This is a genomic window from Cryobacterium sp. TMB3-10 (assembly GCF_004402305.1).
GTDB classification, from domain to species: domain Bacteria; phylum Actinomycetota; class Actinomycetes; order Actinomycetales; family Microbacteriaceae; genus Cryobacterium; species Cryobacterium zongtaii.
This window is the reverse complement of the sequence record NZ_SOGH01000031.1, coordinates 68,620-87,883: the sequence shown is the minus strand read 5'-3', so window position 1 is coordinate 87,883 and position 19,264 is coordinate 68,620. Positions and strand designations below refer to the sequence as shown.

At 69.1% G+C, this 19,264-nt stretch carries 15 protein-coding genes and 1 riboswitch; of the genes, 6 read left to right on the top strand and 9 right to left on the bottom strand.

All coding sequences use genetic code 11. From position 1 onward, the window contains the following. Position 1: 1 nt before the first annotated feature. Together E3T22_RS16370 and E3T22_RS16365 are read left to right on the top strand one after the other, a co-directional pair. Complete coding sequence (locus E3T22_RS16370) at positions 2-859, top strand: carbohydrate ABC transporter permease (RefSeq protein WP_134409448.1); 858 nt, start codon at positions 2-4, stop codon at positions 857-859. Positions 860-873: 14 nt separating this feature from the next. Then, positions 874-3,945, top strand: coding sequence for a glycoside hydrolase family 38 C-terminal domain-containing protein (locus tag E3T22_RS16365; protein WP_134481224.1), 3,072 nt, complete (start codon positions 874-876; stop codon positions 3,943-3,945). A 100-nt stretch (positions 3,946-4,045) separates the two neighbouring features. Here E3T22_RS16365 and E3T22_RS16360 read toward each other — a convergent pair whose 3' ends face one another. From E3T22_RS16360 to E3T22_RS16345, 4 genes are all read right to left on the bottom strand, one after another. Further along, positions 4,046-5,989: an ABC transporter ATP-binding protein gene (locus E3T22_RS16360; RefSeq protein WP_088455227.1), complete on the bottom strand. Its 1,944-nt coding sequence runs from the start codon at positions 5,987-5,989 to the stop codon at positions 4,046-4,048. A 120-nt stretch (positions 5,990-6,109) separates the two neighbouring features. Next, entirely contained in the window at positions 6,110-6,325 is a 216-nt protein-coding gene (locus E3T22_RS16355; RefSeq protein WP_088455228.1) for a hypothetical protein, read from the bottom strand. A 150-nt stretch (positions 6,326-6,475) separates the two neighbouring features. Further along, on the bottom strand, positions 6,476-7,831 hold the full coding sequence (locus E3T22_RS16350) for an MFS transporter (RefSeq protein WP_088455229.1): 1,356 nt from the start codon (positions 7,829-7,831) through the stop codon (positions 6,476-6,478). A gap of 127 nt (positions 7,832-7,958) precedes the next feature. Further along, positions 7,959-9,617: a HAMP domain-containing sensor histidine kinase gene (locus tag E3T22_RS16345; RefSeq protein WP_134481225.1), complete on the bottom strand. Its 1,659-nt coding sequence runs from the start codon at positions 9,615-9,617 to the stop codon at positions 7,959-7,961. 124 nt (positions 9,618-9,741) lie between these two features. Between E3T22_RS16345 and E3T22_RS16340 the strand changes: the two genes are divergently transcribed. Then, positions 9,742-10,110, top strand: coding sequence for a response regulator transcription factor (locus tag E3T22_RS16340; protein ID WP_088455231.1), 369 nt, complete (start codon positions 9,742-9,744; stop codon positions 10,108-10,110). 3 nt (positions 10,111-10,113) lie between these two features. Here E3T22_RS16340 and ribH read toward each other — a convergent pair whose 3' ends face one another. The 5 genes from ribH to E3T22_RS16315 form a co-directional block, all read right to left on the bottom strand. Beyond that, a complete protein-coding gene (gene ribH, locus E3T22_RS16335; protein WP_088455232.1) occupies positions 10,114-10,587 on the bottom strand; it encodes a 6,7-dimethyl-8-ribityllumazine synthase in 474 nt (157 codons plus the stop codon). After that, positions 10,584-11,846, bottom strand: coding sequence for a GTP cyclohydrolase II (ribA, locus tag E3T22_RS16330; RefSeq protein WP_088455233.1), 1,263 nt, complete (start codon positions 11,844-11,846; stop codon positions 10,584-10,586). Before ribA ends, ribH begins: the two co-directional genes overlap by 4 nt. After that, on the bottom strand, positions 11,843-12,511 hold the full coding sequence (locus tag E3T22_RS16325; protein WP_134409451.1) for a riboflavin synthase: 669 nt from the start codon (positions 12,509-12,511) through the stop codon (positions 11,843-11,845). The genes ribA and E3T22_RS16325 overlap by 4 nt, the downstream gene beginning before the upstream one ends. A gap of 9 nt (positions 12,512-12,520) precedes the next feature. Then, positions 12,521-13,633, bottom strand: coding sequence for a bifunctional diaminohydroxyphosphoribosylaminopyrimidine deaminase/5-amino-6-(5-phosphoribosylamino)uracil reductase RibD (gene ribD, locus E3T22_RS16320; RefSeq protein WP_241983714.1), 1,113 nt, complete (start codon positions 13,631-13,633; stop codon positions 12,521-12,523). An 80-nt stretch (positions 13,634-13,713) separates the two neighbouring features. Next, positions 13,714-13,845, bottom strand: a riboswitch (FMN riboswitch). A 75-nt stretch (positions 13,846-13,920) separates the two neighbouring features. Beyond that, positions 13,921-14,823, bottom strand: a complete 903-nt coding sequence (locus tag E3T22_RS16315; protein ID WP_088457859.1) for a sugar-binding transcriptional regulator — start codon at positions 14,821-14,823, stop codon at positions 13,921-13,923. A gap of 254 nt (positions 14,824-15,077) precedes the next feature. Here E3T22_RS16315 and E3T22_RS16310 point away from each other — a divergent pair, with 254 nt between their 5' ends. From E3T22_RS16310 to glpK, 3 genes are all read left to right on the top strand, one after another. Then, positions 15,078-16,799 carry a glycerol-3-phosphate dehydrogenase/oxidase gene (locus tag E3T22_RS16310; RefSeq protein WP_134481250.1) on the top strand — a complete coding sequence of 574 codons (1,722 nt, stop codon included), beginning with the start codon at positions 15,078-15,080 and terminating at the stop codon, positions 16,797-16,799. A 117-nt stretch (positions 16,800-16,916) separates the two neighbouring features. Next, on the top strand, positions 16,917-17,666 hold the full coding sequence (locus tag E3T22_RS16305; protein ID WP_241983713.1) for an MIP/aquaporin family protein: 750 nt from the start codon (positions 16,917-16,919) through the stop codon (positions 17,664-17,666). A 73-nt stretch (positions 17,667-17,739) separates the two neighbouring features. After that, a complete protein-coding gene (glpK, locus tag E3T22_RS16300) occupies positions 17,740-19,257 on the top strand; it encodes a glycerol kinase GlpK (protein ID WP_088455236.1) in 1,518 nt (505 codons plus the stop codon). Positions 19,258-19,264: the final 7 nt, after the last annotated feature.

Genomic DNA, 19,264 nt, shown 5'->3' with positions numbered 1-19,264 from the left:
GATGACCGTCAGCACCCTCGCCACCTCGGTGGCCTCGCCGCGCAAGGCCACCGCCGCGATCCTGGCCAATGCCGTTCTCATCGTCATCGCACTGTGCTTCCTGCTGCCGCTGGCCTGGCTGGTCCTGGCCTCCCTCGACGTGAAGGCCACCTACCAGACCCAGATTCCCGAGCAACTGTCCGTGGACAACTTTGCCGCGGTGTTCAACCCCGAGCTGACGTTCCTGCCGCTCTGGAACAGCCTGCTGCTCTCCGGCGGCGCCGCCGTCGTCACTGTGCTGGCGTCGGTGCTGGCTGCCTACCCGCTCTCCAGGTACACCATGCGCTTCAACAAGCCGTTCATGTACGGGGTCCTGTTCGGCACCTGCCTACCCATCACCGCAATCATGGTTCCGGTGTACAGCCTGTTCGTTCGCCTGAATCTGCTGGACTCGATTCCTGCCACGATCTTCTTCATGGCGGCGACCTCGCTGCCGATGGCCATTTGGATGACCAAGAACTTCATGGACTCGGTTCCGGTCAGCCTGGAGGAAGCCGCCTGGGTCGACGGGGCGTCAGCGATGAACGCCCTCCGGCGCATCGTTGTGCCCCTCATGCGCCCCGGACTGAGCGTGGTGTTCATCTTCGTGTTCATCCAGGCCTGGGGCAATTTCTTCGTGCCGTTCGTGTTGCTGCTCTCGCCGAGCAAGCAGCCGGCCGCTGTGAGCATCTACAGCTTTTTCGGCCAGTACGGTGCCATCGCGTACGGTCAGCTCGCCGCGTTCTCCGTGCTGTATTCAGTCCCGGTGATTCTGCTCTACGTCCTCGTTTCCCGCGGCATGGGCGGGTCATTCACCATGTCAGGCGCGATCAAGGGTTAGGAACGGTACCAGTCATGCATGATGACAGCACGCTCGTGGAATTGCGGATCAGCCGATTCGTCCGGGAACGGCTCCGACCAGCCCTCAACCGGGCCGCCGTGCCCCTCGCCATCGAATCGTGGGATGCTCCGGGTGAGCCCGTACCCTTCATGGACGCCATCCGCCAGGACTACAGCCCGTTCGGTACCGGCCGAACCTGGGGGCGGCCGTGGGGAACGACCTGGTTGCACGTCACCGGCAGCGTTCCGGCCCAGTGGCCGGTCGACGACTCCCTGCGGGTCGAACTCCTGGTCGATCTCGGCTTCAGCAAGGCGACGCCGGGGTTCCAGGCCGAAGGCCTGGTCTGGTCCCCGGACGGTGTCATCCTCAAGGCGGTCGAGCCCCGCAACCGCTCCGTCCCTCTGACGGTGGGACCCGGTGGGCGCATCGACCTTTACATCGAGGCGGCCGCCAACCCGGATGTCACCTCCGGCTTCACCTTCGTCGCCACCGATAAGGGCGACCCCGCCACGGCCGGAGCCACCCCGATCTACCGGCTTCGGCAGGTGGACGTGGTGCTCAAGGACCAGACCGTGTGGGAGCTCCTGCAGGATTTCTGGACCCTGACCGGTCTCATGCGTGAGCTTCCCACGGGTCTCGCCCGGCGGGCGGAGATCCTACGGGCGCTGGAACGCAGCATCGACGTCGTGGACCCTGACGACGTCGCGGGCACGGCGTCCCGGGGACGCGCTGCGCTCGCCGAAGTGCTCGCCCGACCGGCGAACGCGAGCGCCCACCATCTGCACGCCGTGGGCCACGCCCACATCGACAGCGCCTGGCTCTGGCCGGTGCGGGAGACTGTGCGCAAGGTGGCACGCACCTTCTCCAATGTGCTGGCCCTGATCGAGGCGAACCCGGACTTCACCTTCGCCGCGTCATCCGCCCAGCAGTATGCCTGGCTCAAGGAGCACTACCCGGAGCTGTTCGCCAGGGTCAAGGCGCAGGTCGCGGCCGGCACGTTTGTGCCGGTGGGTGGGATGTGGGTGGAGTCGGACACCAACATGCCCGGTGGTGAGGCGCTGGCTCGCCAATTCGTCGCCGGGAAGCGTTTTTTCATGGAGGAATTCGGCGTCGAGCCGCTGGAGGTGTGGCTGCCCGACTCGTTCGGCTATTCGGCGGCGTTGCCGCAGATCGTGGCGGCGGCAGGGTCGCGGTGGTTCCTGACCCAAAAGACCTCCTGGAACGAGACCAACCTGATGCCGCACCACACCTTCCGGTGGGAAGGCATCGATGGCACCCAGATTTTCACCCACTTCCCTCCCGTCGACACGTATAACGCGGAGTTGTCGGGGGAGGAGCTGGCGCGAGCGGAGCACCAATATGCCGAGAAGGGGTCGGCCAACACGTCGCTCGTGCCATTCGGATGGGGGGACGGCGGCGGCGGACCGACCACGGAGATGATCGCCGCCGCCCGCCGAACCGAGTCGCTGGAAGGCTCGCCGACGGTGGAGCTGTCCAGCCCGCGACGCTTTTTCGAGGCGGCCGAGGCCGAGTACCCCGAGCCGCCGGTCTGGCTCGGCGAGTTGTACCTCGAGTTCCACCGGGGCACCTACACCTCCCAGGCTCGCACCAAACGCGGCAACCGCCGCAGCGAGCACCTGCTGCGCGAGGCCGAACTGTGGGCGGCCACGGCATCCGTGCGCTCGGGGGTCGCCTACCCCTACGATCTGCTCGAGCAGACCTGGCACACCGTGCTGCTGCAACAGTTCCACGACATCCTGCCCGGCTCCTCCATCGCCTGGGTGCACCAGGAAGCCGAACGCAACTACGCCGCCGTCGCCGGGACCCTGACCGACCTGATCGAGACCACTGTGCGGCAGCTGTGCTCCACCGGCGACAGCACAGTTCTCCTGAACGCGGGCCCGTACGCCCTTGACGGCGTGGCGGGGCTGGCGGGCGCGGATGCCGCCCACCCCGATCCGGCGGCGCCGGCGGCTGACGTCACCCTGACCCGCACGGCGGCCGGCCTCGTGCTCGACAACGGACTCGTGGCCGTCACCATCGACGCCGACGGGCTCTTCAGCTCGGTGTGGGACGTGATCGCGCACCGCGAGCTGGTGCCGGCGGGTTCCCGGGGCAACCTGCTGCAGCTGCACCGGGACACCCCCACCCAGTGGGACGCCTGGGACATCGACGAACACTACAAACGCAACACCGTGGACCTGACCACGGCGGAGTCCGTCGAGGTGATCCTGGACACGCCCGACCGGGCCCGCGTGCGGGTGACCCGTGCCTTCGGGACCTCCCGCGTGGTCGAGGACATCACCCTGTCGGCGGGGTCGCCGGCGGTGGATCTGCACTTCGATCTGGACTGGCACGAACGGCAGAAGCTGCTCAAGCTGGCCTTCCCGCTCGACGTGAACGCCGACCGGGCCGCCTCGGAGATCCAGTTCGGCCACGTCTTCCGGGCCACGCACACCAACACCTCCTGGGATGCCGCCCGGTTCGAGACGGTGGCGCATCGGTGGGTGCACGCGGGCGAGCCCGGCTACGGGGTGGCCGTGGCCAACGACTCCACCTACGGACATGACATCAGCCGGTCCCCGGACGGCGCCGGCCGGTCCGCGACCACGGTGCGGCTGTCGCTGCTGCGCGCGGCGGTGTTCCCCGACCCCGCCGCCGACCAGGGCCGGCATGAGCTGCGGGTCTCCCTGCGGGTGGGCTCCGGCATCCCCGAGGCCGTGGCCGAGGGCTACCGGCTGAACCTGCCGCTGCGCACCGTGACCGGGGTGGCCGACGCTGTCGTCGAGCCCCTGCTCCGGGTCGACAACCCGGCCGTGGTGATCGAGGCGGTCAAGCTCGCCGAAGACCGGAGCGGGGATGTGATCGTGCGGCTGTACGAGGCGCACGGCAATCGGTCGACGGCGCGGCTCATCCGGCATTTCGAGGCGACGGATGTGGTGGAGACCGACCTGCTCGAGCGCCCGCTGGCCGAGCCCCGCGTCGAGCTCGCCGCCGGGGCGCCGCTCCCGGTGGAGTCGCACGCCCTCACCCTCACCCTGCGCCCGTTCGAGATCGTCACGCTGCGCTTCATCCGCCGCCGGTAACTCGCGAAAGCGGCCACGTGGTCGTGTCGCGGGTGCGGAGGCAGCCACGTGCCCGCTCTCGCGGGGAGAGTGGACCTCGCGGAAGACCTCGCGAGTGCTGTTAGACCAGCAGCTGGTGCTTGGCCAGGTCGCGGTACAGCGGGGTGGAGAGCACCAGCTCGGAGTGGGTCCCGGTGCCGACGACCTCGCCGTGGTCCAGGACCACGATCTGGTCAGAGTCGACCACGGTGGAGAGCCGGTGCGCGATCACGATCAGGGTGCGGTCCACCGCGACGGCGTCGATGGCCTCGCGCATCAGCTGTTCGTTCATGCCGTCCAGGCTTGAGGTGGACTCGTCCAGCAGCAGGATCGGCGGGGCGGCGAGCAGCGCCCGGGCGATGGCGAGGCGCTGGCGTTCGCCGCCGGAGAGTTTGACGCCGTCTTCGCCGACCGCGGCACCGAGGCCGGCCGGGTCGCGGTCGAGCACCTCGCCGAGGTTCACGGCGTGCAGCACGGCCACGCACTGCTCGTCGGTGGCGTCCGGCGTGGCGAGGGTGAGGTTGTCGCGCAGCGAGCCGGCCAGCACGGGGGCGTCCTGCTCCACGTAGCCGATCTGACCGCGCAGGTCGGTGCGGTCCAGGCTGCGGATGTCGAGGCCGCCGAGCCGCACCACGCCGGAGTCGGCGTCGTAGAACCGCTCGATCAGCGCGAGGATGGTGCTCTTGCCGGCACCGGACGGGCCCACCAGAGCGGTGCGCAGACCGCGGGGGGCACTGAACGAGACGCCGCGCAGCACCGGTGTCGGGGTGGCCGGGCCGACAGCAGGGGCCGTCGTGTCGGGGCCGGTGAACTCGGTGGTGGCGTCGGGGGTGCTGCCGTCCTCGGCGGCGAGGACCGCCTGGGCGACCGGGCCGGGGCGCACGGCAGCCAGCTGCTCGCCGGTGGCGGCATCCGTCGTGGCGAGCACGGTGGGGGCGTAGTGGAAGCGCACGTCCTCGAACGAGATCGCCGGCGCCTCCGGGTTGACCTTGGCGTTCGCGGCGCCCACCACGATGGCCAGCGGCGCGATGTCGCGGTCGAACTGGTCTTCGCTGGGCAGGTCGATGATCTCCTGGATGCGGCCGAGGGCGCCGAGCGCCGAGTTGACCGAGGTGATCGCGCCGAAGAACTGGCCCAGCGGCATGATCATCATGAACAGGAACAGGATGAACGACACCAGGTCGGCGATGGTGATGCTGCCGTCCGCCACCCGGAAGCCCCCGACGCCGAGCACCACGAGCAGCGACACCTGAAGCGCGATGCCGGCGATCGGCACGACCAGGGCCGAGACCTTGGCGACCTTGATGCCCATCTGCCAGGCACCCTCGGCGTCCTTTTCGACCACCGCGATCTCGCGGGCGGTGGCGTTGGCGGCGCGCACCGTGCGTACGGCGCTGATGGCCCGTTCAACGCTGGCGGCCAGGTCGCCGACCTTGGTCTGGGCGGCCAGGCTGGCGGTGCGGATGCGCCGGGACAGCAGCACCACGGTAACCACTGACACGGCGATCACGAGCACCGTCAGGCCCAGCAGCACCGGGTCGATGATGAGCATCGCGATGATGGCGCCGATGAAGGTGAGCGACCCGCCGATGGCCTCCACGGCGCCCTGGGTAAGCACGGCGCGGAGCAGGGTGGTGTCCGAGCTGACCCTGGAGACCAGGTCGCCGGTGCGGCGGGCGTCGAACTGGCTGATCGGCAGGTTCAGCATCCGCCCGATCAGGCGGCGGCGGCTGGAGAGCACCACGCCCTCGCCGGTGCGCTGCAGAAGGTAGTGCTGGTATCCGCTGATCAGGGCGGAGACCACGACGAGCGCGACGAGCCCCGTGACGATGTTGTCCAGCGGGTCGCCGGCCTCGACGAGGGTGATCACCTGGCTCACCAGCAGCGGCTGGGCCAGGCTCGCGGCGGCGCCGAGCACGCTGAGCACCACGACAACGCTGAGCACGGCCCGGTGTTCGGACAGGTAGGGCAGCAACTGGCTGAAGGAGGCCCGCGGCCCTTCGGTCGGGGCGCCGCGGCGGCCCATCCGGGAACGTGTCCTGGGTGCGGGGGTGTCGGACGCGGGGGTGCTGGTGCCGGGGGGTGTCGTACTCACCAGTCGAGCTTAACCGGCGCCCGCGCGGATGCGGGCCTCGCCGGGTGCAGGCTAGCCACGGCCGTACTTCTTGTGCACGGCCTGCCGGGAGACCTCGAGGGCCAGGGCGATCAGCTGCCAGGGCGCATTGGCGTTGCGTGCCCGCCGCACGGCCAGGGCCTCGGCGCGGTCGAGTTCGCCGCGCATCCGCTTGATTGCCCGCAGTGTCTCGATCGGGTCGCCTGAGCCGGCGTCGCCCACCAGTGTTCGTCCCGTGTCATCCAACATGTGTCAACCGTAATTGACATATCCCATTCGTGTCAACTCAAATTGACATCCGATTGCGCGAAAGCGGCCATGTGGCTACCTCAGAGAACTGAGACAGCCACACGACCGCTTTCGCGAGCTGTAGCGCCAGCGTGGGTCGAGCCGCGCGGGTCAGCGCTCGAGGTCGAGGTCGCGGGTCTCGCGGCTGAGGTAGAGCGCCACCAGGGTGATCAGGCCCATCACCGAAAGGTAGATGCCCACCCAGAACGGGCTGCCCTCGCCGAGGGTCCACAGCCACACGGCGATGAACGGGGCCACGGCCGCACCGAGGATCGAGCTCATGTTGTACGCGAACGCGGAGCCCGTGTAGCGCACGTGGGTGGGGAACAGCTCGGGCAGCAGCGCGCCCATCGGGCCGAACGTCATGCCCATCAGGGTGAAGCCGAGGATCAGGAAGATCATCACGCCGAGGAACCCGGCGCCCAGCAGCGGCACGAACAGGAACCCGAACACGACGATTCCCGCGGTCACCCAGAGCAGCGTGCGGCGGCGGCCGAACCTGTCCGCCCACGGCCCGGAGGCGAGGGTGAAGATGCCGAAAAACACGACGCCGCCGATCATCATCAGCACGAACGTGGTGTAGCTGTAGCCGAGGCCGGCCACCGGCGCATCCGTGGCGGCACGGCCGTAGCTGAGGCTGAACGTGGTCATCAGGTAGAACAGCACGTAGGTGGCCAGCATGATGAAGGTGCCCAGGATGAGTTCACGCCAGTTGGACTTGAACACCGCGGCGAGCGGCAGCTTGGCGACCTTCTTGGTGGTGACGATCTTGGTGAACGCGTCGCTCTCCACCAGGCGCAGACGCACCCAGAGGCCCACGATCACCATGACGGCGCTGAACAGGAACGGCACCCGCCATGCCCACTCGAGGAACGCATCCGACGGCCGGGTCGGGTCGTCGGAGGGCAGCAGCAGCGCGATGAGCAGGAACAGGCCGTTCGCGATGATGAAGCCGAGCGGGGCGCCGACCTGCGGGAAGGTGCCGTACCAGGCGCGCTTGCCCTTGGGGGCGTTCTCGGTGGCCACCAGGGCCGCGCCGCTCCACTCGCCGCCGAGGGCGAAGCCCTGGGCGAGGCGCAGGATCACCAGCATCGCCGGGGCGAGCCAGCCGACCATGGCGTAGGTGGGCAGCAGCCCGATCAGGAACGTGGCGATCCCCATCGTGAGCAGCGCTCCGACCAGGGTGGCCTTGCGGCCTTTCTTGTCGCCGAAGTGGCCGAAGAACAGGGCGCCGAGCGGCCGGGCCACCATGGCGGCGCCGAACACCGCGAAGGAGGCGAGCAGGGCGGCGGTCTCGTTGCCGGACGGGAAGAACAGGTGCGGGAAGACCAGCACAGCGGCGGTGGCGTAGACGTAGAAGTCGTAGAACTCGATGGTGGTGCCGATGAGGCTGGCCAGGATGACGCGGCTGCGAGGATTCGTGGGCGCGGGGGCGACGGATGTGGCCGCCGCGGTGGATGCTGACATAAGTGTGGGCGCTCCGAATGAAGGAAATGGCGTGGCTGAGTCTGGGCGCGAGACGGCGGTCAGTCGTCTGGGGCGGACGGGTTGACGCTCAGAAAGACGGCGGCCGCTTGTGGCGGCCTGATTCACCCTACATTCGGGTGGTCGTGCTGGGCGAATCCGTTTCGGTCGTGGTGCCCGACCGGAGCGGCGAGACGCGGGGGAGGGCCACGGTGACGTGGGTGCCGGTGTGGCCGTCCGACTGCAGGTCGATGGTACCGCCGAGCCTGTCGACGAGTCCCTTGGTGAGGGGGAGCCCGAGCCCGGTGCCCGCCAGCAACTCGGCGCTCGCCGATCTGAAAAACCTGTCGAAGACCCGCTCGATGTCCTGCGGCGGGATGCCCACCCCGTTGTCGCTGACGGTGAGCAACATGCCGTCGGTGTCGGTCGTGCAGCCGACCCAGACCTGCCCGTGCGGAGGAGTGAACTTGACGGCGTTCGAGACCAGGTTCGTGAGCACCCGACGCAGGTCGGACGCCGAACTGCGCACATCGAACGGTCCGGCGCCGAACTCGGCGGTCAGGCTCACCCCGGCGGCGTGCGCCTGCGGGGCCTGCTCCTCGACACATTCGGCCACCAGCGCCGCCAGGTCAACGGCCTCGTCCTGGCCGGTGTCGGTGTGGGTGCTCATTTTGGAGAGGTCCAACAGGTCCTCCACCAGCTGCGCCAACCGATGCGAGTTGCGCACGATCACCCGGGTGAAGCGGGCCTGATCGGCGTCGAGAGTGGTGTCCTCGAGCTCCTCGGCAAAGCCCAGGATGCTCGTGATCGGGGTGCGCAGCTCGTGGCTGACCGACGAGACGAAGTCATCCTTCTGCCGGTTGAGTTCGCGCAGGGCCTGCACCACCTCCCGTTCCCGGCTGAGGACGTCGTCGCGCTGGGCCAGCTCGGCGGCCAGCAACAGCATCGAACTCGCGAAGGTGACCAGGAAGATTTGCACGTACGGTCCGCTCGTGCCGGTGGCGCCGCTCTGCGCCGCGCTGAAGTAGCCGATCCCGAGCGAGGTGAGCCCCGACGCGACCATTGCCGTGCCGCAGACTTCCCAGGCCACGATCCGGATCCCGAACCTGAAGGCCGCCCAGGTGAGCAGCGGCAGGATGAGGAAGGAGATCGGCAGTGACCGGCCCGGCCCGTACACCACTCCGAGCACCAGCATCATGGCGCCCACCTGGATGAGCAACTCCAGGCGACGCTCCGCCCGCGCCTGGCTACGGCGCACCAGGGCAAGAGGGACGAGCACAAAAACGGCGAACGCGTGCGAGGGGATGGCGGCAAGCAGCACCTGGCCGAACGAGGCGCCCTCGAACAGCGTCACCGTGCTCGCGGCGACGAGCCCGATCGCGACGGCGCCACACAGAACGGCGACGGTGAACCGCAGCACGTCCCGCACGGTGTCCAGGCGGGCCGGTTCATCCCGGCGAGCGACGATGGCGCTGAACACCCAGGCCTCGAGGGCGTTGGCAAGACCGAAGCCGAGGGCAACCGGCAGGGGACGGCCGCCGCCGAGGTTCGCGGCCACGGTGACCACGGTGACCAGTATCGCCACCACGGCGCGTTCCCGGCCCCTGGCCACACACATCGCGAGCACGGCGGCGGCCGCGGCGGGCCACCACTGGGCGACACCGGTCGGCGAGGGCGGCGCCGCGAGGGAGGCCCTGCCGAGGCCATAGGCCACCAACAGAAGCACGAGGATGGCCGCGTAACGCCAGCGGCGCGGCGCGGCCCACAGCGACACGACAAGATTGTTCACTCGCGTGGTGCCTTCCCCGTGAAGCCGACCGCGGCGCGATTGGATATTGTCAACTTAGTGTGTCGTGTGCCCAGTGCGGGTGACACGCGCTGAAGATAGACCGCCGAACCAGGGGACACGCCGTATGTCACGCATTTTGATCGTCGAGGACGACGAAGACGTCAGGGCCCTGATCGGCCACAAACTGCGCCGGGCCGGGCACGAGGTGTCCGAGGCTGGCGACGGTGAGGAGGGCCTCGCGGCCGCCCGCGCCGGCTCGCCCGACCTGATCGTGCTGGACTGGATGATGCCCAAGCTCACGGGCATCGAGGTGTGCGCGCAGGTGCGGGCTGACACCGCGCTGACCCAGCCGCGCATCCTGTTGCTCACCGCCAAGTCGCAGGACAGCGACATCGCGCTGGCCCTGGCGACGGGCGCGGATGGCTACCTGATCAAGCCGTTCCGCGCCAACGACCTGCTCGAACGGGTCACCGCGCTCCTCGAATCCCGCTAGGGCCTAACGCTCGCGGAGGGCCTTGAGCACCAGGGCCGTGGCCAGCGCCGCGGTGGCGGCCTCCTCGCCCTTGTCCTCCTTCGAGCCGGGCAGTCCGGCCCGGTCCAGGCCCTGCTGCTCGTCGTCGAGGGTGAGCACGCCGAAGCCCACCGGCTTGCCGGTGTCCAGCGCCACCCGGGTGAGGCCGTCCGTTGCCGCCGCCGACACGTACTCGAAGTGCGGGGTGCCGCCGCGGATGATGACCCCCAGTGCCACCACAGCGTCGGCGCCGTTCTCCAGCGCCACCTTGCTCGCCACGGGCAGCTCGAAGCTGCCGGGCACCCGCACGAGCGAGAACGTCGCCCCGGATGCCTCGAGCACCCGGGTGGCCCCGGCGATGAGACCGTCGGTGATCACGTCGTGCCAGCGGCCGGCGACGATCACCACCTCCAGTCCGGTGCCGTCGACGTCGATGGCGGGGGATCCTGCTCCACTCATAGTGCGAGTCCTTTCACGATCTGGTGTGCTGAGATTTCGTGGCCCATCCGGTCACGCTTGGCGGCGAGGTAGTCCTCGTTGTGGCTGCCAACGCCCACGACCAGCGGCACCCGTTCGGTGACCGTCACGCCGTAGGCCTGCAGCTGGCGCACCTTCTCCGGGTTGTTGGTGAGCAGCCGCACCGAGCCCAGGCCCAGTTCGTCGAGGATGGCGGTGGCCGCGCCGTAGTCGCGGGAATCGGCCGGCAGGCCCAGCGCGAGGTTCGCGTCGAGGGTGTCCAGGCCGTCCTCCTGCAGCTTGTATGCGCGCAGCTTGTTGATCAGGCCGATGCCGCGACCCTCCTGGCCGCGGAGGTACACCACCACGCCGCCCTCGCGTTCGATGGTGTCCAGCGCGGCCTGCAGCTGCGGCCCGCACTCGCATTTGAGCGAGCCGAAGGCCTCGCCGGTGAGGCATTCGGAGTGCACCCGCACGAGGGCTCCGTCCTGCGGGCTGCCCGAGACGATGGCGACATGGTCGGCCCCGGTCATCCGGTCGCGGTACGCGCGAATCTGGAACGAGCCGTGTTCGGTGGGCACCGTGGTCTCCACCTCGAAGTCCACCCGCGGCGATTCGCGGATCGGGCTGACCGAGGCCAGGTCGTCGTCGCAGTGGAACTCCTGCAGGTGCGCGATGAGGTCGGCGATGGTGATCACCGGCACGCCCTCCCGCTCCCCGAGGAGGAGCAGTCCGGGCAGGCGCATCATCTCGCCGTCTTCTGCGACGATCTCGGCGATCCCGGCGACGGGAGTGAGCCCGGCCAGCTTCATCAGGTCGACCGCGGCTTCGGTGTGGCCGTCGCGTTCCCGCACTCCGCCGTCCATGGCCCGCAACGGCAGGATGTGGCCGGGCCGGTTCAGGCTGGCCGGCGTCGAGCTGGGTTCGGCGAGCACCCGCAGGGTGTGCGCCCGGTCGGCCGCGCTGATGCCGGTGCTCAACCGGTCGGCAGCGTCGACGGTGACGGTGTAGTTGGTGCCGCGCGGGTCCTCGTTGTTGAGCACCATGACGGGCAGGTCGAGGGTGTCGGCGATGTCGTTGGTCATCGGCGCGCAGATGAAGCCGCTCGAGTGCCGCACGGTCCAGGCGATCCACTCCTGGGTGGCCAGTTGGGCGGAGATGATCACGTCGCCCTCGTTCTCGCGGCCCTCGTCGTCGGCGACGATGACGGGCTTGCCGAGCCGGAGTGCCGCCAGTGCGGTGGGGATGTCGGCGAGGCTCATGGGGTGCTCCTTAGAACTGCGGATGGTGCGGATGTTTCGGTCGAGGGGGCTGCGGCGCTCGCCGCGAGGGCGAGCATCCGTTGCACGTGCCGGGCGAGGATGTCGGTCTCCAGGTTGACCCTGTCGCCCACCGTCAGGCCGCCCAGAGTGGTGGCGGCGAGGGTCTCGGGGATCAGCGACACCTCGAACCACTGGTCGGGCTGGGCGGCGGCGGAGATGCTGCTCACCGTGAGGGAGACCCCGTCGATGGCGATGGAACCCTTGTCCACCACCAGCGGCGCCAACGCCGGATCGAGGCTGAACCGCACGACCCGCCAGGCATCGCCGGGCACGACGGCCAGCACCGTGCCGGTGCCGTCGATGTGGCCCTGCACGATGTGGCCGCCGAGCCGGCCGCCCACCAGAGCGGCGCGTTCGAGGTTCACCGGGGTGCCCGCAGTGACGCCGGCGAGGGTGGACATCGACAGGGTCTGCGCCATCACGTCGGCGGTGAAGGTCGAATCGGTCTGCTCCACCACGGTGAGGCAGACACCGCTCACCGAGATGGAGTCGCCGTGCCCGGCGCCGTCGACCGCGAGCGGGCCGCGGATGGTGAGGCGGGCAGCATCCTTCGTTCGCTCGATGCGCTCGACGGTGCCGAGCTCCTCAATGATTCCGGTGAACATGGTGGTCCTTCAGCTCGTCTGTGTGTCGGGGCGTGTGCCGGGGTGTGCCGCGGCGGCCCGGGTGGTCTGGTCGGTGGGGCTGGTCTCGGCGGTAGTGGCATCGGTGTCGGCCGGCCGGGCGACCAGCAGCAGGTCCTCGCCGAGGTGCTGCAGCTCTCCGATCCGCAGCCGGCGCTGGGCGTCGATGCCGGTGACGCCGATGTCGCCCAGGGCCAGCCTGTCGCCGCCGAGCAGGGTGGGCGCCAGGTAGACGAGGTACTCGTCGACCAGGCCGGCCCGTACGAAGGCGCTGGCCAGGGCGGGGCCGCCCTCCACGAAGACCCGGCGGATGCCGCGCTCGTGCAGCTCGGCCAGCAGCGCGGCGACGTCGTGCCCGGCCAGGAACCACGGGGTGAGCGGGTGCCGGTGCACGGCGGCGTCGGCCGGCACCGGGCGGCGCCCCACCACCACGGGCCGCGGCTGATGCGGCAGCAGGGTGCCGTCGGCGGCGCGGGCGGTAAGCGACGGGTCGTCGGCCAGGGCGGTGCCGGTGCCCACCAGGATCGCGTCCGCGCGGGCGCGGCGCTCGTGCACGTCCCGCCGGGCGGCCGGGCCGGTGATCCACTGGCTGGTGCCGTCGGCGGCGGCGGCGCGGCCATCCAGGCTCGACGCCCACTTCACGGTCACGAACGGGCGGCCCAGGCGCGCAGAGACCAGCCAGTCGGCCAGGAAGGCCGCCACCTCGTCGGCGAGCAGGCCGCCGGTCACGTCGATGCCGGCCGCGCGCAGCCGGTCGCCGCCGCCCGACGAGTGCGGTCCGGGGTCGGCGACGGCGTAGACCACCCGGCCGATGCCGGCGTCGATGAGGGCCAGTGCGCACGGCCCGGTGCGACCGGTGTGGTTGCAGGGTTCGAGGGTGACCACGGCGGTGGCGCCGCGGGCATCGGCCGGGTCGAGCCGGGCGAGTGCATCCACCTCGGCGTGGCAGGTGCCTGCGCCGCGGTGCCAGCCCTCGGCGATGATCTCGCCGGCCGGGCTGAGGATCACGCAGCCGACCCGGGGGTTGACCCCCTCGGCCGGGCCGTTGCCGGCCAGCTGCAGGGCTCGGCGCATCGTGCGCTCGAGCGTGTGCTGCTGGTGCATTCCCTGTCCCGTCGTTTGGGCGCTCCGGGAGGGGATTTCGCGTACGCGAAAACCGTCGACGGTCCACAACGAACCATCGACTCGTGCGCCTCCCATCCGGACTTTAACCGTCGGTGCTGGAGTTTCACCAGCTCAACCGGGACCCGAAAAGCAGGTTCCAGCTCGCGGACTTTCACCGCCGGTTCGGATTCTCACCGACCCCGGAGCACGTATCTACTGTCAGTTATATCTCAACGCGTACCGGTCCGGCGTATTCCCGGCGTAACCCGGCGACCTCCGCCGCTGGGTCAGGCGTTGGCGACCAGGGCCCGGGCGGTGCTCTCGTCCACGAACAAATCGGTGATCAGGTCGGCTTTCAACGCGCCGCGGAGGCTGGCAAGCTTGGCCGTTCCCGACACGACGCAGAGCCGTCGTGGGGTCTGCCTGAGTACCGTGAAGTCCGGGCCGGTGCCTCGGGCGTTCAGCTGGATGCCGTCGGTGGACCCGTCGGCCCGGTAGAAGATGGTGGCCACATCGCCCACTACCTCCGAGCGGCTGAGCGAGGCGTAGTCCGCCTCCTCGAGGTAGCCGCCGGCGTAGACGTGGCTGGGTACCTCGGAGAACGGCGAGCCGAGGCCGAACAGGGCCACGTCCATCCGGGACTGCATCTCGAGCAGCCGGCTCACGCTGCGTTCGCGCCAGAGGGCCTGCTTGGTGGCCGGGTTGTCGAAGAACGCGGGCACCGGGAATTGGTGGACGTGTGCGCCGAACGCGTAGCCGAACCGGCCGAGGATCTCGCTGGCGTAGCTGAGGCCGGTGGTGCGCATATTGCCGGCGCCGTTGAGCTGGATGATCTGCGACCCGTGGGTCTGCTTGGGTGTCACGTGACGGCTGATGGCGTTCATCGTGGACCCCCAGGCGATGCCCATCACCATGTTCGAGTCGAAGAACTGACCGAGAATCCGTGCAACCGAGAGGGCCACCCGCTCCAATCTGTCCACATCCGTGGCGTGATCGGGCACCGGAACGACGTGCGCGGTGATGTGGAAGCGCTCCTGGATGAGCAGTTCGAGGCGGCTCGGTGCGTCCAGCGGGGAGCGGATCTGGATGTCGACGAGGCCGGTCGCGCGGGCGTGACTGAGCAGGCGGGACACCGAGGAGCGGGAGGTGTGCAGCTCGTGGGCGATGGCATCCATGGTCAGGTCCTGCATGTAATACAGGTGCGCGGCCGTGAGGGCATCCCGCACCCGATCGGACTGCGCTGACTCGTCGACGAGGCTCACAGCCCCTCCTTGCACGTTTGTTCACCCGGCTTGACCGGATGTGATTGATCTACTCAAGCTTGATTAATCCATATGGAGGGCCCCCGCGCAAACCCGGCTGGGCCGTCCGCACCAATTCAGCCGAACAGCACAGGGTCATCCATCGGCCGAAGAACGAACAAAGGTAGTGAACAGTGCAGTCCATCCCCGTTTCCTCGCCCGCTGATTCCGCCCGATCCGCACTGGCCGCGCGTCCGTCGGCGAAGGTCCTCATCATCGGGGCCGGTATCAACGGCATCGCCACGTTCCGCGACCTGGCGCTGCAGGGCGTCGACGTCACCATCGTCGACAAGGGGGACTTCGTGTCCGGCGCCTCCGCGGCGTCCTCGCACATGATCCACGGCGGCATCCGTTACCTGGAGAACGGCGAATTCAGGCTCGTGAAGGAGTCGGTCACCGAGCGCAACGGGCTGCTCAAGATCGCCCCGCATTACGTCAAGCCGCTGAAGACCACGGTGCCGATGTTCTCCGCCCTGTCCGGGGTGCTCGCCGCGCCGCTGCGCTTCCTCACCCACAAGCAGGGCAAGGCGCAGGAGCGCGGCGCGCTGCTGATCAAGGTCGGCCTGGTGCTCTATGACTCCTTCTCCCGCGACGGCGGCTCGGTGCCCAAGCACGAGTTCCACGGCCGCAAGAAGTCGCTCAAACGCCTGCCGCGCCTGAACCCCGGCCTCAAGTACACCGCCACCTACTACGACGCGTCGATGCACGACCCGGAACGCCTCGCCCTTGACGTGCTCCGCGACGGTCTCGACACCGGCGCGCACGCCCGCGCCGCCAACTACATCGAAGCTGTGGGCATGGATGCCGACGGCGTGCGCCTGCGCAACACCGTCACCGGCGAGGAATTCAGCTTCGCCGCCGACGTTGTCGTGAACACCTCCGGCCCGTGGACCGACCTGACCAACTCGGCGCTCGGCCAGGCCAGCACCTACATGGGCGGCACCAAGGGCTCGCACATCGTGCTCGACCACTCCGAACTGCTCGCCGCGACCGGCGGCGGGGAGATCTTCTTCGAGAACAACGACGGCCGCATCGTGCTGATCTACCCGCTCGCCGGCCGGGTGCTCATCGGCACCACCGACCTCGAGCACGACATGAGCCAGCCGATCCGCACCACCGAAGACGAGATCGACTACTTCTTCGACCTGGTCAAGCACGTCTTCCCCGACATCGTGGTGGACCGCTCGCACATCGTGTTCAGGTTCTCCGGGGTGCGTCCGCTGCCCCGGCACGACGACGAGGCGCCCGGCTTCGTGTCGCGGGACTACCGCATCGAGTCCAGCCCGTTGGGAGCGCGCCCCGGCACCCTGCTCAGCCTGGTCGGCGGCAAGTGGACCACCTTCCGCGCCCTGGCCGAACACCTCAGCGGCGACATCCTCACCCTGCTCGGCGTTCCGCGCACGGTGTCCACCGAGGGCCTCGCCATCGGCGGCGGCAAGGGTTACCCGGCCACCCCGGCCGCTCACACCGTCTGGCTCGCCGCCAACGGCGACGAGGTCGGCCGCCCCCGCGCCCAGGCCCTGCTCACCCGGTACGGCACCCGGGCCGGCGCGATCATCGACTTCCTGACCGAAGCCCCGGATGCGCCGCTCTCGCACAATCCGCGCTACACCCGCCGGGAGATCGAGTACCTGGCGCGCGAGGAGTCGGTCACCCACCTGATCGACCTGCTGCTGCGCCGCACCAGCCTTGCCTTCGTCGGCGGGCTCACCGTGGCGCTGCTCGACGAGCTGGTCGGGGTGCTCGCGCCCGTTCTGGGCTGGGATGCCGCCACCAGCGCCGACGAGGTGGCCCAGGCCAGCCGGGAGCTGCGTGAGGTGCACGGGGTCGACCTGGCCGCCACGGACGCGGTGAACGCTCTCTAGTTTTTCGAGGTGAGTTGCGGAGGACTTCTCCGCTCCTCACCGCTTGCTGCACGACGGTGTGCGCGGAACCTTCCGCGTGCGCTGAGAACACGAAAGGTCAATGTGGACAATCTCAGTGTGGTATTCCTCTCGGAGCTGGTGGGCACGGCCCTCCTGGTGCTCCTCGGCTGTGGCGTCGTCGCCAACGTCGCCCTCACGAAGACGAAGGGCTTCGGTGCCGGCTTTCTCATGGTCACCCTGGGGTGGGGCTTCGCGGTCTTCGCCGGTGTGATCGTCTCGTACAACTCCGGCGCGCACCTGAACCCGGCGGTGACGCTGGGCCTGGTGGCCTCTGGCGCGATCGAGTTCGGCTCCGGTGTGCCGGTGAACGTGCTGTCGGTGCTCGTGTACATCGCCGCCCAGATGCTCGGTGCGGTGCTCGGCGCTGTCGTGGTCTGGTTGGCGTACAAGCAGCACTTCGATCAGGAGCCCGACCCGGCGAACAAGCTCGGCGTGTTCGCCACCGGGCCGGCCATCCGTTCGTATGGCTGGAACCTGGTCACCGAGATCATCGGCACCTTCGTGCTGGTGCTGGTGATCATCGGCTTCAGTGACGGACGCCAGGGCGAAAACGGTGGCATGGCGGCGCTCGGTGCCCTGCCGGTGGCGTTCCTGGTGATTGTGATCGGCACCTCGCTGGGCGGGCCGACCGGCTACGCCATCAACCCGGCCCGTGACCTCGGCCCCCGCATCGCACACGCGCTGCTGCCGATCCCGGGCAAGCGCGGCTCCGACTGGGCCTACTCCTGGGTTCCCGTGGCCGGCCCGGTCATCGGCGGAGTGCTCGCCGGCTGGGCCTCGCTGGTGCTGCTGCCCATCCTCACCTGATCCTCCGGCATCCCGCCAGACCCTTTCCATCCCTCATCCCATTCCAACCACGTCCCGACACAGGAGTTCCGACATGAGTGACAAGTACATCTTCGCCATCGACCAGGGCACCACGAGCACCCGCGCCATCATCTTCGACCACGCCGGCTCGATCATCTCCACCGGCCAGCTCGAGCACGAACAGATCTTTCCCCGCGCCGGCTGGGTCGAGCACGACCCGATGGAGATCTGGGGCAACACCCGCCAGGTCATCGGCCAGGCCCTGTCCAAGGCCAACCTCACCCGGCACGACATCGAGGCCGTCGGCATCACCAACCAGCGCGAGACCGCCGTGGTCTGGGACCGCACCACCGGCCTTCCGGTCTACAACGCCATCGTCTGGCAGGACACCCGCACCCAGCCCATCGTCGACCGTCTCGCCGCGGATGGTGGCGGTGACAGGTTCAAGGCCACCGTGGGCCTGCCGCTGGCGACCTACTTCTCCGGCACCAAGATCGTCTGGATCCTGGAGAACGTGGAGGGCGCCCGTGAGAAGGCCGAGCGCGGCGACCTGATGTTCGGCACCACCGACTCCTGGGTGCTCTGGAACCTCACCGGCGGCCTGGAGGGCGGCGTGCACGCCACCGACGTCACCAACGCCAGCCGCACCCTGTTCATGAACCTCGAGACCCTCGAATGGGACGACGAAATCCTGGCTGCCTTTGGCGTTCCGCGCTCGATGATGCCCGAGATCCGCTCCTCCAGCGAGGTCTACGGCACGGTCAACGAGCACAGCCTGCTGCGCGAGGTGCCCATCGCGGGCATCCTCGGTGACCAGCAGGCCGCCACGTTCGGCCAGGCCGCCTTCGACCAGGGTGAGGCGAAGAACACCTACGGCACCGGTAACTTCCTGATCTTCAACACCGGCACCGACATCATCCACTCCAAGAACGGCCTGCTCACCACCCTGGGCTACAAGCTCGGCGACGCCGAACCGCACTACGCGCTGGAGGGGTCGATAGCCGTCACCGGGTCGCTCATCCAGTGGCTGCGCGACAACCTCGGGCTGATCAATTCGGCGAGCGAGATCGAGACCCTGGCCGCCACCGTGGACGACAACGGCGGCGCCTACTTCGTGCCGGCGTTCAGCGGCCTGTTCGCGCCGTACTGGCGCGCGGATGCCCGCGGCGCCCTGGTGGGACTGACCCGGTTCGTGAACAAGGGCCACATCGCCCGGGCGGCGCTGGAGGCCATCGCGTTCCAGACCCGTGAGGTCATCGACGCGGTCAACGCGGACTCCGGGGTGCCGCTGACCGAGCTCAAGGTCGACGGCGGCGCCACCGGCAACAACCTGCTGCTGCAGTTCCAGGCCGACATCCTCGGCGTGCCCGTGGTGCGCCCGGTCGTGGCCGAGACCACCGCGCTCGGCGCCGCGTACGCGGCCGGCTTGGCCGTGGGCTTCTGGAGCGGCCTGGGCGAACTGCGAGCCAACTGGCAGGAAGACGCCCGCTGGGAGCCCGACATGGAGGACGCCGAGCGCGAGCGCCTGCTGCGCAACTGGAAGAAGGCCGTCACCAAGACCCTCGACTGGGTCGACGAAGACGTCCTCTAGCCGACCG

What these genes read in the sequence shown, in the direction of transcription:
- E3T22_RS16370 (WP_134409448.1), top strand. Translation starts at nt 2, where the DNA reads ATGACCGTCAGCACCCTCGCCACCTCGGTGGCCTCGCCGCGCAAGGCC.
- E3T22_RS16365 (WP_134481224.1), top strand. Translation starts at nt 874, where the DNA reads ATGCATGATGACAGCACGCTCGTGGAATTGCGGATCAGCCGATTCGTC.
- E3T22_RS16360 (WP_088455227.1), bottom strand. Translation starts at nt 5,989, where the DNA reads ATGGGCCGCCGCGGCGCCCCGACCGAAGGGCCGCGGGCCTCCTTCAGC.
- E3T22_RS16355 (WP_088455228.1), bottom strand. Translation starts at nt 6,325, where the DNA reads ATGTTGGATGACACGGGACGAACACTGGTGGGCGACGCCGGCTCAGGC.
- E3T22_RS16350 (WP_088455229.1), bottom strand. Translation starts at nt 7,831, where the DNA reads ATGTCAGCATCCACCGCGGCGGCCACATCCGTCGCCCCCGCGCCCACG.
- E3T22_RS16340 (WP_088455231.1), top strand. Translation starts at nt 9,742, where the DNA reads ATGTCACGCATTTTGATCGTCGAGGACGACGAAGACGTCAGGGCCCTG.
- ribH (WP_088455232.1), bottom strand. Translation starts at nt 10,587, where the DNA reads ATGAGTGGAGCAGGATCCCCCGCCATCGACGTCGACGGCACCGGACTG.
- ribA (WP_088455233.1), bottom strand. Translation starts at nt 11,846, where the DNA reads ATGAGCCTCGCCGACATCCCCACCGCACTGGCGGCACTCCGGCTCGGC.
- E3T22_RS16325 (WP_134409451.1), bottom strand. Translation starts at nt 12,511, where the DNA reads ATGTTCACCGGAATCATTGAGGAGCTCGGCACCGTCGAGCGCATCGAG.
- ribD (WP_241983714.1), bottom strand. Translation starts at nt 13,633, where the DNA reads ATGCACCAGCAGCACACGCTCGAGCGCACGATGCGCCGAGCCCTGCAG.
- E3T22_RS16315 (WP_088457859.1), bottom strand. Translation starts at nt 14,823, where the DNA reads ATGCAGGACCTGACCATGGATGCCATCGCCCACGAGCTGCACACCTCC.
- glpK (WP_088455236.1), top strand. Translation starts at nt 17,740, where the DNA reads ATGAGTGACAAGTACATCTTCGCCATCGACCAGGGCACCACGAGCACC.